This is a genomic window from Roseateles sp. P5_E11, from assembly GCF_054049355.1.
Genome location: NZ_JBFUMO010000141.1, coordinates 1 through 11,929 on the forward strand (window position 1 = coordinate 1; position 11,929 = coordinate 11,929).

The window sequence follows — 11,929 nt, forward strand, 5'->3', positions numbered from 1 at the left end:
TCGTCGCTGTGGATCACGGGCACACGGTGCGAGAACTCACCGCGACGGAAGGCCTCGGCGCCGATGGCCAGCGCATGCAGCGGCCAGACCATGTGGCGGATCATGCCGAAGGCCAGGCCCGTAACCACGAATAGCGCCGGCACGGCCCAAAGCAGGCTGTAGGCGCTGCCCATCGACATCCACAGAATGGTGCTGCTGATGCAGGCTAGCAGGATGAAGATGGCGATCAGCCGCGCACCGAGCGAATGCTTGAAGCGCTTGTGCTGGTGATGCCAGCGCTGGTGCCAGCGATGGCGCACACGCCAGCGGTATTCCCAGTCGCGGTTCATGCGCCGGGCGCGCTTGGCCCGCTTGCGTTCCCAGCGCTCGCGCCAGCGGTGGTCGTAGGCGTGCGGCTTCATCATTTGCTGGGCAATGCGAAGCAATAGCCGGCGTTGCGCAGGGTCTTCAGGGCCACCAGCGGCTCAAGCTTGCGGCGCAGGCGGCTCACCAGGATGTCGACGGCCCGGGTGAACAGCTCGGCTTCCTGGCCACGCAGCCGGTTCAGGATGTCGTCGCGCGAGAAGACCTTGCCCGGCTCGCGGGCCAGCATCACGAGCAGTTCGTATTCGGTGCCGGTCAGCTCGACCAAGCCACTCGCGCAAAGCACCTCGCGGCGCGTGGTGTCGATCTCGAGGCCCTCGAAGCACAGCTTGGCGGAAGACTGAACCACGCTCGGGGCAGCCGCCGATACAAAGCGCGTGCGGCGCAGGATGGTCTGCAGCCGTGCCGCCAGTTCGCGGGGCTCGAAGGGCTTGGGCAGGTAGTCGTCGGCGCCCAGCTCCAGCCCGACGACCCGGTCGGTCAGATCGCCGCGCGCGGTCAGCATCAGCACCGGCATGTCGCGCCAGGCCTCGCTGCTGGCGCGCAGCTGCTTGCAGAACTCGAAGCCGTCCATCTCGGGCAGCATGCCGTCGAGGATCAACGCGTCGAAGCGCTCGGCCGCCAGCCGCGTCAGCGCGATGCTGGGCCGCGTGACAGCCTCAAGCTGGAGGTCGAAGCGGGCAAGGTATTGCGTCAGCGGCCCGGCCAGGGCCTCATCGTCGTCAATCAGCAGCAGTCTGTGCATGTCGCGATTATTCGGCCCGCACCAGGGTGATGGCTCGCTCGGGACAGGCGCTGACGCAATGGCCGCAGGCTTCGCAGGCGGCGGCATTGGGCGTGAAGGCCTGCTCCCAACCGTGGGCCATGCCCCGGAGCTTGCCGAACAGGCTCAGGGACTGGCGCTGCTCGGGTGCCAGCTTGCCCAAGGTGAACACGTTGAAGGGACAGACGGCGACGCATTCGCCCTTGCCCTCGCAGCGGTTGCGGTCGATGTGCGGCACAAAGCGGCCGCGGGGCTGCTTGCCGCAGTGGACATCCATCACGCCGCGTCTCGCCGCTCATGCCGGCCGAAGCGTCGCATCATGAAGCGCAGCACCTGGCGCTGCTCCGTGTCCAGCGAATCGAAGAAGTCGGCAAAGGCCGTGACAAGGCCGGGGCCGGCGGCGCGCAGCGCATCCAGCTTGGCGTCCAGCAGTTGCTGCGCCGGCTCGCGGGCGAATTGCTCACCGGCGAACAGGCCCGCCACCTCGGGGCCGCGGGCCAGGCCCCTCATCGTGTCACGCTGGTGCTGGAGCTGCTCAAGCCAGGCGCCGAGCTTGCGGTGCTGCTCGGCGTCCAGGTCCAGCTTGGCGCCGACTCGGTTGAGAAGGAGGTGGGCGAAGCCATCAGCATGGCGGCCGAAATGATGGCCGCGATGACCGTGGCCAAAGTGGTGGTGGAACTCGTGGTGGGCGTGCCAGCGACGAAAAAAGTTCATGGTGCTGCTCCGTAGGGCGCTCGAGGCCCGTGGTGGGGATGGCGCTCATGTTTGCGGTTAGCCCGCGCCAGAGCATCTCGACGCGGTATCGCCGGGTATCGTTTTGTTTCGCCCGGGACCGGGGAGGCTGTGCGCCCTTGTCACAGTTGAAGCTGCAGACGCGCTGATCGGCGCGGAGGCCGCGCGAGTGCGGCCCCCTACAATCGCAGACCCCCGAAAAGCCCTCTTTTCGCCCCAGCTTCACAGCGGGCGACGCCGCGATGACCGAACTTGCCAAGTCCTTCGAACCCGCCGCCCTGGAAGCCCATTGGGGCCCCAAGTGGGAAGCCGCCGGCCTGTATGAGCCGACGCTGGACCCGGCCAAGCCCTCGTTCAGCATCCAGCTGCCGCCGCCCAATGTGACGGGCACGCTGCACATGGGCCATGCCTTCAACCAGACGGTGATGGACTCGCTGACGCGCTACCACCGCATGAAGGGCGACAACACGCTGTGGGTGCCGGGCACCGACCACGCCGGCATCGCGACGCAGATCGTCGTCGAGCGGCAGCTGCAGGCCGCTGGCACCAGCCGCAAGGAACTCGGTCGCAAGAATTTCGTCGCCCGCGTGTGGGAATGGAAACAGCAATCCGGTGACACCATCACCGGCCAGATGCGCCGGCTTGGGGACTCGGTCAGCTGGGGCCATGAGTACTTCACGATGGATGAAAAGCTCTCGACCGTCGTCGTCGAGACCTTCGTGCGGCTTTACGAGGAAGGCCTGATCTACCGCGGCACTCGCTTGGTGAGCTGGGATCCGGTGCTGCAGTCCGCCGTGTCCGATCTGGAGGTGAACTCCGAAGAGGAAGACGGCTCGCTGTGGCATATCCGCTATCCGCTGGCAGACGGTTCGGGCTCGGTCGTGGTGGCCACCACGCGACCGGAGACCATGCTGGGTGACGTGGCCGTCATGGTCCACCCAGAGGACGAGCGCTACGCCGCGCTGATCGGCAAGCTGGTCAAGCTGCCGCTGACGGACCGCGAGATCCCCGTCATCGCCGACGACTACGTGGACCGCGAGTTCGGCACCGGCGTCGTCAAGGTCACGCCGGCGCACGACACCAACGACTACGCGGTGGGCCAGCGCCACAACCTGCCCATGATCGCGGTGCTGGACCTGCAGGCCAGGATCAACGACAACGCCCCCGAGACCTACCGCGGGCTGGACCGCTTCGTCGCCCGCAAGCGCGTCGTCGCCGACCTGGAGGCGCAAGGCCTGCTCGTCGAGGTCAAGAAGCACAAGCTGCAGGTGCCGCGCTGCGAGCGCACCGGCCAGGTCATCGAGCCGATGCTGACCGACCAGTGGTTCGTTGCAGTCACCAAGCCCAGCGCCGATGGCAAGAGCATTGCCGACAAGGCGATTGCCGCCGTCGAGACCGGCGCGGTCAAGTTCTACCCCGAGCAGTGGGTCAACACCTACAACCACTGGATGGGCAACCTGCAGGACTGGTGCATCTCGCGCCAGCTGTGGTGGGGCCACCAGATCCCGGCCTGGTACGGCACGGGCGGCGAGCTGTTCGTCGCGCGCAGCGAGGATGAGGCCCAGGCCCRCGCCAAGGCCGCCGGCTACCTGGGCGAGCTGACCCGCGACCCCGACGTGCTGGACACCTGGTACTCGTCGGYCCTGGTGCCCTTCTCGACGCTGGGCTGGCCGCAGAAGACGCTGGAGCAGGAACTCTTCCTCCCCTCCTCCGTGCTCGTCACCGGCTACGACATCATCTTCTTCTGGGTCGCCCGGATGATCATGATGACGACGCACTTCACCGGCCAGGTGCCCTTCAAGGACGTCTACATCCACGGCCTGGTGCGCGACTCGCAGGGCCAGAAGATGAGCAAGAGCGAGGGCAATGTGCTGGACCCGGTGGACCTGATCCAGGGTGTCGACCTCGACACGCTGATCCAGAAGTCCACCACCGGCCTGCGCAAGCCCGAGACGGCGCCCAAGGTCGCAGCCCGCGTGAAGAAGGAGTTCCCCGAAGGCATGCCGGCCTATGGCGCCGATGCACTGCGCTTCACGATGGCCAGCTACGCGAGCCTGGGCCGCAACATCAACTTCGACACCAAGCGCTGCGAGGGCTATCGCAACTTCTGCAACAAGCTCTGGAACGCAACCCGCTTCGTGCTGATGAACACCGAAGGCCAGGACTGCGGCCTCGCGCACGACCAAGGCGCCTGCCCGCCTGGCTACAACAAGTTCAGCCAGGCCGACCGCTGGATCACGAGCGAACTGCAGCGCGTCGAAGCGGCCGTGGCCCAGGGCTTTGCCGAGTACCGCCTCGACAACGTCGCCAACGCCGTCTACAGCTTCGTCTGGGACGAGTACTGCGACTGGTATCTGGAAATCGCCAAGGTGCAGATCCAGACGGGTGACGAGGCCCAGCAGCGCGCCACCCGCCGCACGCTGATCCGCGTGCTGGAGACGACGCTGCGCCTGCTGCACCCCGTCGCGCCTTTCATCACCGAGGAGCTGTGGCAGACCGTCGCCCCTGTCGCCGGCCGCAAGGCGACCGACTTCATCGGCCAGGCGCCCTACCCTGTCGCCCAGCCCGAGCGCATTGACGCGGCCKCCGACGCCTGGATGGCCCAGCTCAAGGAAGTGGTCGGCACGACCCGCAGCCTGCGCAGCGAGATGAACCTCAGCCCCAGCGACCGCGTGCCGCTGCTGGTGGGTGGTGACTTGTCCTTCCTCAGCGAGGCCGCGGCCGTGCTGAAGGTGCTGGCCAAGCTGRCGGCCGTGGAGCTGATTGCCGACGAGGCCGAGTTCGCCAAGCAGAGCGCGACGTCACCGGTGCTGCTGCATGGCGCCGCGAAGCTGGCCCTGAAGGTCGAGATCGACGTGGCCGCCGAGCGCGCCCGCTTGACCAAGGAAGTCACGCGTCTGGAAGGCGAAATCGTCAAGGCCGAGGCCAAGCTGGGCAATGAGGGCTTCGTCGCCCGCGCGCCGGCTGCCGTCGTCGAGCAGGAGCGTGCCCGCGTGGCGGGCTTCAAGGAGACGGTGGCGCGCCTGCACGAACAGCTCAAGCGCCTGCCGCCTCAGTAATAGTCGATGGCCACCTTGGATGTGGCCTTCTTCTTGCCCTTGGCTGGTGCACCCAGCAACTCGTCCAGGCCGCGCGCCACCGCCCAGGCGGCGCGCACGCGCGACTCCCGCGTCGTGCCCGCCAGCCGCGGCGTCACCTGCAGCGTGGCGATGCCGTGCAGGGGTCGCCCTGCCTCCAGCCAACCCGGTTCCAGGCTGTCGAACCACGCGGCTCGCAGCTTGCCGTTGCGCAGAGCCCGGCCCAGGGCCGCCTCGTCGACGACGCCGGACTGGCTCAGGCCGACCAGGACCTGGCCTGCGCGCACGTTCTCCAGCTGACGGTCGCCGAGGAGGCCGCGAAAGCGCGGGAAATAAGGCAGCAGCAGCACCAGGCCGTCGCTGTGCTCGACCAGCTCGCTCAAGGAAACCGAATCGATGCCCCAGCGTGCCCAGGTCGCGTCGCTCGGATGCAGGGCGGGGTCATAGCCGATGACCCGTGTACCGAAGGCATGCAGCAGCTGGGTCAACACCTGAGCCGTCGGTGTCAGGCCCAGCACGCCAATCGTCGAACAGCCCAGCTCCCGCCCCACCTTGAGGCCGTCGCTGCCCTCGATGGGCACCCGCCTGAGCAGGCTGAGCAGGGCACCGACAGCGAATTCCGCCTCGGCGCTGGCCGTGGAAGCCTGGGAGCGCACGACCTCCACGCCCGCCTTGCGGCAGGCCTCGATGTCGATGTTCTCCGCGCCGCCGCTGGCACGGCCGATGGCACGCAGTCCCGGCGCGCCGCGCAGCAGTTCGGCATCGATGCGCACTTCGGGGGGCGCCACCAGGGCACGGGAGTTCTGCAGTGCCTCTACCAGGCCCTCAGGGTCACCCACGAGTTCAGGCGCAAAGCGGGCATCGTGGCGCTCGGCCAGCCATTGCACCACCTCGGCTTCCAACGGTTCAAGGATCAGGACTGTCATTGTTTGTATGTGCCCGACTCAGGGGTCAGACCGTCACAACCCCCGTGACACAATCGTTGCGACCCTGTCAACCCAGTGTATGCCCATGGCTTCTTCGTCCAAATCGCCGATCACCAAGGCCATCTTCCCGGTGGCCGGCCTCGGCACCCGCTTCCTGCCGGCCACCAAGGCCCAACCCAAGGAGATGCTGCCGGTTGTCGACAAGCCGCTGATCCAGTACGCGGTGGAAGAGGCCTATGCCGCCGGCGTGCGCGAGATGATCTTCGTGACGGGCCGCCACAAGCGCCCCATCGAAGATCACTTCGACATGACCTTCGAGCTCGAGGTGGCGCTGGAAAACTCCGGCAAGCAGGACCTGCTGGACGTGGTGCGCTCGGTCAAGCCCGACGACATGGAGTGCATCTATGTGCGCCAGGCCCAGGCCCTCGGCCTCGGCCACGCCGTGCTGTGCGGTCAGCGCCTGGTGGGCAACGAGCCCTTCGCCGTGCTGCTGGCCGACGACCTGATGGTGGGCGAGACCCCCATCCTCAAGCAGATGGTCGAGCAGTTCGCCGACTGGCGCGCCTCCATCCTCGCCGTGCAGGAAGTGCCGCCCGAACACACCCGCCGCTATGGCATCGTCGCCGGCACCCAGGTCAATGACCACCTGATGGACGTGAACCGCATCGTCGAGAAGCCCGCGCCCGAAGACGCACCCTCACGCCTGGGCGTGGCCGGCCGCTACATCCTGACGCCGGGCGTCTTCCACGAGATTGCCAACCARCCACGCGGCGTGGGCGGCGAGATCCAGCTGACCGACGGCATTGCCGGCCTGCTGCGTCGCGAGAAGGTGTTTGCCTACCGCTATGACGRCAAGCGCTATGACTGCGGCAGCAAGGAAGGTTTCCTGCAGGCCAACGTGGAACTGGCCCTGGCCCACCCGCAGCTCGGCCCGGGCTTCAAGGAATTCCTGCAGGGCCTGAATCTCTAAGCTTTGCGGGACAGACCGCCCGAGCGTAGCGAGTAGCTCTGTCCCCAACTGACTCAGGATTGGCTTTGCGGGACAGACCGCCCGAGCGCAGCGAGTAGCTCTGCCCCCAACTGACCAGGGCCTGCTCAGCGCCTGCGCAGCACGTGGATGAACTCGTCGCCCGACGAGGTCTGTTCCACCAGTTCATTGCCCGTCTGGCGCGCAAAGGCCTGGAAGTCGCGCATCGAACCCGGGTCGGTCGCCACGACGCGCAGCAACTCGCCGCTGAGCATTTCGGCCAAGGCCTTCTTGGCTTTCAGGATGGGCAAGGGGCAGTTCAGGCCCCGCGTGTCGATCTCGCGTTGGACGTCCATGGCCTCATTCTCGCTTCAGGTCGAGCCATTGGGGTTCGATGCCTTTGCTGCGCAGCCAGGTCGCCAGCGCCTGACCGGTGCCCTGCGGCCAGCAGCGCACGTCCTTGGGCGCAATCAGCTTGTACTCCGCCAACTCAGGCGACAGGCGGATCTCGCCGCGCGCCGCCGCATGGTAGGCAATGATGATCTGGTTCATGCGCTGGAAGTCCCAGACGCCGAGCAGGTTCAGGCTGTCCACCTCCAGCGAAGTCTCCTCGGCGATCTCGCGACGGATGCCCTCCTCCGGCGTCTCGCCAGACTCCATGAAGCCCGTGATCAGGCCGAAGAAGCGCCCCGGCCAGGCCGCGTTGCGGGCGAGCAGCACCTGGCCGTCGCGGTCCGTGCATTCGATGACGGCGGCCAGCACCGGCGTCGGATTGTTCCAGTGCGTGAAGCCACAGGCCGGGCAGCGCAGGCGCTCCTTGTCGCCACCGTCCTCGGCCTGCGTGATCCAGCCCAGCTGCGTCGCGCAGACGGGACAGAACTTGTAGTCCGTCATGCAGGAAACACGCCCGTCGACAGATAACGGTCGCCGCGGTCGCAGACGATGAAGGCGATGGTCGCGTTCTCGACGCGGCGCGCGATCTGCAGCGCCACCCAGCAGGCGCCGGCTGACGAGATACCGGCGAACAGGCCCTCCTCGCGGGCCAGGCGGCGCGCCATGTCCTCGGCGTCGCTCTGGCTGACCAGCACCAGTTCGTCCACGCCGCTCGGGTCATAGATCCTGGGCATGTAGGCCTCGGGCCACTTGCGGATGCCCGGGATGCGCGATCCTTCCGCCGGCTGGGCGCCGACGATGCGCACAGCCGCGTTCTTCTCCTTCAAGAAGCGCGACACGCCGGTGATGGTGCCCGTCGTGCCCATCGCACTGACGAAATGGGTGATGCGCCCGCCRGTGTCCTTCCACAGCTCGGGACCGGTGGTCTCGTAGTGGGCGCGTGGATTGTCGGCATTGGCGAACTGGTCCAGCACGCGGCCCTTGCCTTCGCCGGCCATCTGCTCAGCCAGGTCACGGGCGTACTCCATGCCACCGGTCTTGGGCGTCAGGATCAACTCCGCGCCGAAGGCCTTCATCGTCTGGGCGCGCTCGATGGACAGGTCCTCCGGCATGATCAGCACCATGCGGTAGCCGCGGATGGCCGCGGCCATGGCCAGCGCGATGCCGGTGTTGCCGGAAGTCGCCTCGATCAGGGTATCGCCCGGCTTGATCTCGCCGCGCTCCTCGGCGCGCTTGATCATGCTGATGGCTGGCCGGTCCTTCACGGAGCCGGCCGGGTTGTTGCCCTCCAGCTTGGCCAGGATCACATTGCCGCGCGCATCGTCGCCGAGCAGTCGCTGCAGGCGCACGAGGGGGGTTGCGCCGATGACGTCTTCGAGGGTCGGGTAGCTCATGGGCGACGATTGTGGCAGCGGGAACAAAGTCGAGCCTTGTCGAGTGCATAATCCGCCCCTCGCGTGCAAAGCGCGATGCTGTTTCCGACGGGCCCGGGTGGCGAAATCGGTAGACGCAGGGGACTCAAAATCCCCCGCCGCAAGGTGTGCCGGTTCGAGTCCGGCCCCGGGCACCAGGCGAAACAGCAGCCGGCTTGTGCTGGCATACTCAAAACGACAAGCACCGGCCCTCCCGGTGCAGGCGCCCTCCCGGGGCGCAAGCCGCGCGATCCATGCCCCCACTGCCTTCAGTCACCAAGGCCTTCATCCTGGCCTGTGTCGGTGCTTTCTGCTTTTTCTACCTCTTCCCCGGATTGGCCTACTGGTTCCAGCTGTGGCCGCTGAACTCGGGCTTCTTCATGCCCTGGCAGCTGCTGAGCTATGCCTTCCTGCATGGCAGCTTCGAGCATCTGCTGTTCAACATGCTGGGCCTGTGGATGTTCGGCGGCGAGCTGGAGCGCGTCTKGGGCGCGCGGCGCTACACGCAGATGCTGGTGGCCAGCGCGCTGAGCGCCGCCGTCGTGCAACTGATATTCACCTGGGTCATCGGTGCCCAGTCCCCCACCGTCGGGGCCTCCGGCGCGATCTTCGGCCTGCTGCTGTCCTTCGGCATGCTGTTCCCCAACCGCATCATCGTGCCGCTGATCCCGCCGATCCCGATGAAGGCGAAATACTTCGTCGCCATCTTCGGCGGCCTGGAACTGATCCTGGGTTTCAGCGGCAGCAGTGGCATCGCCCACTTCGCCCACCTGGGCGGCATGCTGGGCGCGTGGCTGTTGATCCGCCACTGGCGCTCGCCGCGGCGGCGCGGCTAGAGGCCTTCTTTCGGCGTCGGGTAGCGCAGCGCCAATCGCAGCTCGTGCCTGAGACGGGCATTGCTCAACCGGCGTGATTCGCTCCAGAAACTCAGCTGCATGGCACTCATGGTTTGGGCTGCTTCAGCACGCGTGATGCGCACGGGCCGCGGCAGACCACCGAGGTCGGCGGCCAGGTCGAAGTAGTCGCCCATCAGCAGCTGGCTGTCGTCGCAGACATTGACGGCGCGCTGCGGCAGGCCGCGCAGCAGCGCCAGCAGGCAGGCATGCGCCAGATCATCCGCATGGATGTGGTTGGTGTAGACATCCTCCTCCCGTCTCAACACCGGCGTGCCCCGCGCCAGGCGCTCGCGGGGGTGGCCCCCTTCGCGGTCGCGTGCATAGATGCCGGGAATGCGCAGCAGGCTGACACGCGTGCCGTGACGGCGACCAAAGGYGCGCAGCTGGGCCTCTGCATCGACACGTCGGCGGGCACGGTCGGTCGCCGGGTTCAGTGCCCGCGTCTCGTCGATGAAGGCACCACCGCAGTCGCCATAGACGCCGGTCGTGCTCGCGTAAACCAGCGCCGCGGGCGGCTTGCACGCGAGGGCAGCGAGCAGATGGCGGGTGCGCAGATCCGCCTCGCCGTCGCGGGCCGGTGGCGCGAGATGCAGCACGAGATTGGCCAGTCCAGCCAGGCGCGCCAGCGTCGCCGCGTCATCGAGATTGCCAACCAGCGGGACGGCTCCTGCGGCCCTGAGCTCCGCTGCACGGCTTGCGCTGGACGTCAGTGCAAAAACCCGCCAGCGGCCCGCGAGCAGCTTCAGGACGCGCAGGCCGACGTCGCCGCAGCCAATGATGAGGAGTCGTGGGGTCAAACCGGCCTCGGGCAAAATGGCGGGCAGTCTACGGCCCCGGAAATGTCTGCGGGGCCGCTGCTTTTTGGAAGCCATGTCCCATCAGATCACCATCCAGCCCGCCGGCCGCGTCTATCAGACCGAGGGCGATGACACCCTGCTTGCCGCCGCCATCCGCAATGGCGTAGGCCTGCCTTATGGCTGCAAGGACGGCGCCTGCGGCTCCTGCAAGAGCAAGCTGCTTGAAGGTGCCGTCATCCACGGCAACCACCAGCCCAAGGCGCTGACCGCCGAGGAAGAGGCCGCCGGTTATGTGCTGACCTGCTGCGCCCGGCCGCAGACTGACTGCACCGTCGAGGCCCGCACGGTGCCTGGCGCCGGCGAGTTCCCGGTGCTGAAGCTGCCCAGCCGCGTCATCGCCATACTGCGCCCGGCGCCCGACGTGGCGGTGCTGACGATGCAGCTGGCGGCCAACCAGAACTTCCAGTTCCGCGCCGGCCAGTACGTCGAGTTCATCCTGCGTGACGGCTCGCGCCGCAGCTACTCGATGGCCAATGCGCCGCACAGCCTGCCTGGGCAGATCGAGCTGCACATCCGCCACATGCCCGGCGGCAAGTTCACCGATCACGTCTTCGGTGCGCTCAAGGAGAAGGACATCCTGCGCATGGAAGGCCCATTCGGCAGCTTCTTCCTGCGCGAGGACAGCGACAAGCCCATCGTGCTGCTGGCCAGCGGCACCGGCTTTGCACCCATCAAGGCCATCATCGAACGGGCCCGCCACATCGCGTCGAGCCGGCCCATGGTTTTGTACTGGGGTGCGCGCAAGCAGGCCGACCTGTATCTGAACGACTGGGCGGCGCTGATCGCCTCGGAATGGCCGCAGCTGACCTATGTGCCGGTACTGTCCGAGCCCGACGAGGGCTGGACAGGCCGCACGGGGTTCGTCCACCGCGCCGTCATGGAAGACTTGGCCGACATGACGGGCCATCAGGTCTACGCCTGCGGCGCGCCCATCGTGGTCGAGTCGGCGCAGCGGGACTTCGTCGCGCAGTGCAACCTGCCGGCGGAAGAGTTCTACGCGGACGCGTTCACGTCCGAAGCGGACAAGCACTGAGATGTTCGAGCCGCCGTGGACACCCGCTGCTGAACTGGTCGACGCGCTGAAGCGCGATGGCGAGGCCGTGCTGGCGCCAAGTTCGCTTGGCGTGCTGGGCGCCTCTGCCGACGACCTCGACACCCTCAAGCCCTGCTGGGACGACCTGCCGCCCGATGGCTACCTGCGCGACGGCGGCCGCTACCGCTTCCGACGCCACGGCTGCTTCGTCGCCGACGGCGACACGCTGACTCTTCAGCCCCACCGCGCCCACTGGCAGCCGCTGGACTACAACGCGCTGCACGGCGGCATCCAGCGCTGGTTCGTGCCGCTGGCGCAGGAGATGGTCAATTCACCTGCCTGGACGGCGCTGCTGCTGGGGTTGGCGAAAACGGCGTCGGCACTGAAGGGCGAGCAGGCCTGGTTCATCGAGGCCCACCCTTTCCGCATCGACACCAGCGATGGCATCGGCCGCCCGACGCCCGAGGGCGCCCACCGCGACGGCGTCGACCTCGTAGCCGTGCTCTTCGT

14 protein-coding genes and 1 tRNA gene are annotated in these 11,929 nt (G+C 67.3%); 6 read left to right on the forward strand and 9 right to left on the reverse strand.

The features are described 5' to 3' along the window. The 4 genes from ACXJKR_RS12785 to ACXJKR_RS12800 all read right to left on the reverse strand — a co-directional run. Positions 1 to 401: HAMP domain-containing protein (locus tag ACXJKR_RS12785; RefSeq protein WP_457323153.1), on the reverse strand; the 401-nt coding region annotated here is incomplete at its 3' end. Beyond that, positions 401 to 1,108: a response regulator transcription factor gene (locus ACXJKR_RS12790; protein WP_457323154.1), complete on the reverse strand. Its 708-nt coding sequence runs from the start codon at positions 1,106 to 1,108 to the stop codon at positions 401 to 403. The genes ACXJKR_RS12785 and ACXJKR_RS12790, both read right to left, overlap by 1 nt. 7 nt (positions 1,109 to 1,115) lie before the next feature. Further along, positions 1,116 to 1,403, reverse strand: coding sequence for a 4Fe-4S binding protein (locus ACXJKR_RS12795; protein WP_457323155.1), 288 nt, complete (start codon positions 1,401 to 1,403; stop codon positions 1,116 to 1,118). Further along, positions 1,403 to 1,840 (reverse strand): Spy/CpxP family protein refolding chaperone, encoded by a 438-nt coding sequence (locus ACXJKR_RS12800; RefSeq protein ID WP_457323156.1) that lies wholly within the window; start codon positions 1,838 to 1,840, stop codon positions 1,403 to 1,405. Before ACXJKR_RS12800 ends, ACXJKR_RS12795 begins: the two co-directional genes overlap by 1 nt. 260 nt (positions 1,841 to 2,100) lie before the next feature. Here ACXJKR_RS12800 and ACXJKR_RS12805 point away from each other — a divergent pair, with 260 nt between their 5' ends. Further along, the gene (locus ACXJKR_RS12805; RefSeq protein ID WP_457323157.1) at positions 2,101 to 4,917 is read left to right on the forward strand and encodes a valine--tRNA ligase; all 2,817 of its coding nucleotides are present in this window, start codon (positions 2,101 to 2,103) and stop codon (positions 4,915 to 4,917) included. Here the strand turns inward: ACXJKR_RS12805 and ACXJKR_RS12810 are convergent. Then, entirely contained in the window at positions 4,911 to 5,861 is a 951-nt protein-coding gene (locus ACXJKR_RS12810) for an NAD(P)-dependent oxidoreductase (RefSeq protein WP_082532597.1), read from the reverse strand. The two genes, ACXJKR_RS12805 and ACXJKR_RS12810, sit on opposite strands and share 7 nt — an antisense overlap. A 79-nt stretch (positions 5,862 to 5,940) precedes the next feature. On the opposite strand from ACXJKR_RS12810, the gene galU reads away from it, so the two are divergent. Continuing rightward, positions 5,941 to 6,831 (forward strand): UTP--glucose-1-phosphate uridylyltransferase GalU, encoded by an 891-nt coding sequence (gene galU / locus ACXJKR_RS12815; RefSeq protein ID WP_457323158.1) that lies wholly within the window; start codon positions 5,941 to 5,943, stop codon positions 6,829 to 6,831. A 125-nt stretch (positions 6,832 to 6,956) separates the two neighbouring features. Here galU and ACXJKR_RS12820 read toward each other — a convergent pair whose 3' ends face one another. From ACXJKR_RS12820 to cysM, 3 genes are read right to left on the reverse strand one after another with little or no spacing between them, the layout of a single operon-like run. Further along, positions 6,957 to 7,184 carry a sulfurtransferase TusA family protein gene (locus ACXJKR_RS12820; RefSeq protein WP_457323159.1) on the reverse strand — a complete coding sequence of 76 codons (228 nt, stop codon included), beginning with the start codon at positions 7,182 to 7,184 and terminating at the stop codon, positions 6,957 to 6,959. Positions 7,185 to 7,188: 4 nt separating this feature from the next. Then, complete coding sequence (locus ACXJKR_RS12825; RefSeq protein WP_457323160.1) at positions 7,189 to 7,722, reverse strand: NUDIX domain-containing protein; 534 nt, start codon at positions 7,720 to 7,722, stop codon at positions 7,189 to 7,191. Then, a complete protein-coding gene (cysM, locus tag ACXJKR_RS12830; RefSeq protein WP_057299825.1) occupies positions 7,719 to 8,615 on the reverse strand; it encodes a cysteine synthase CysM in 897 nt (298 codons plus the stop codon). Before cysM ends, ACXJKR_RS12825 begins: the two co-directional genes overlap by 4 nt. Before the next feature lie 91 nt (positions 8,616 to 8,706). Between cysM and ACXJKR_RS12835 the strand changes: the two genes are divergently transcribed. Both ACXJKR_RS12835 and ACXJKR_RS12840 read left to right on the forward strand, forming a co-directional pair. Further along, positions 8,707 to 8,791: transfer RNA gene (locus ACXJKR_RS12835), tRNA-Leu, on the forward strand. Between the two features lie 96 nt (positions 8,792 to 8,887). Continuing rightward, complete coding sequence (locus ACXJKR_RS12840; protein ID WP_457323161.1) at positions 8,888 to 9,469, forward strand: rhomboid family intramembrane serine protease; 582 nt, start codon at positions 8,888 to 8,890, stop codon at positions 9,467 to 9,469. Here the strand turns inward: ACXJKR_RS12840 and ACXJKR_RS12845 are convergent. Beyond that, positions 9,466 to 10,401, reverse strand: a complete 936-nt coding sequence (locus tag ACXJKR_RS12845; RefSeq protein WP_457323162.1) for an NAD-dependent epimerase/dehydratase family protein — start codon at positions 10,399 to 10,401, stop codon at positions 9,466 to 9,468. The genes ACXJKR_RS12840 and ACXJKR_RS12845 overlap by 4 nt on opposite strands. Here ACXJKR_RS12845 and ACXJKR_RS12850 point away from each other — a divergent pair. Both ACXJKR_RS12850 and ACXJKR_RS12855 read left to right on the forward strand, forming a co-directional pair. Beyond that, on the forward strand, positions 10,400 to 11,419 hold the full coding sequence (locus ACXJKR_RS12850; protein WP_457323163.1) for a CDP-6-deoxy-delta-3,4-glucoseen reductase: 1,020 nt from the start codon (positions 10,400 to 10,402) through the stop codon (positions 11,417 to 11,419). The two genes, ACXJKR_RS12845 and ACXJKR_RS12850, sit on opposite strands and share 2 nt — an antisense overlap. A gap of 1 nt (position 11,420) precedes the next feature. Then, positions 11,421 to 11,929 (forward strand): 2OG-Fe dioxygenase family protein (locus tag ACXJKR_RS12855; RefSeq protein ID WP_457323164.1); only part of this gene is annotated, 509 nt, incomplete at its 3' end.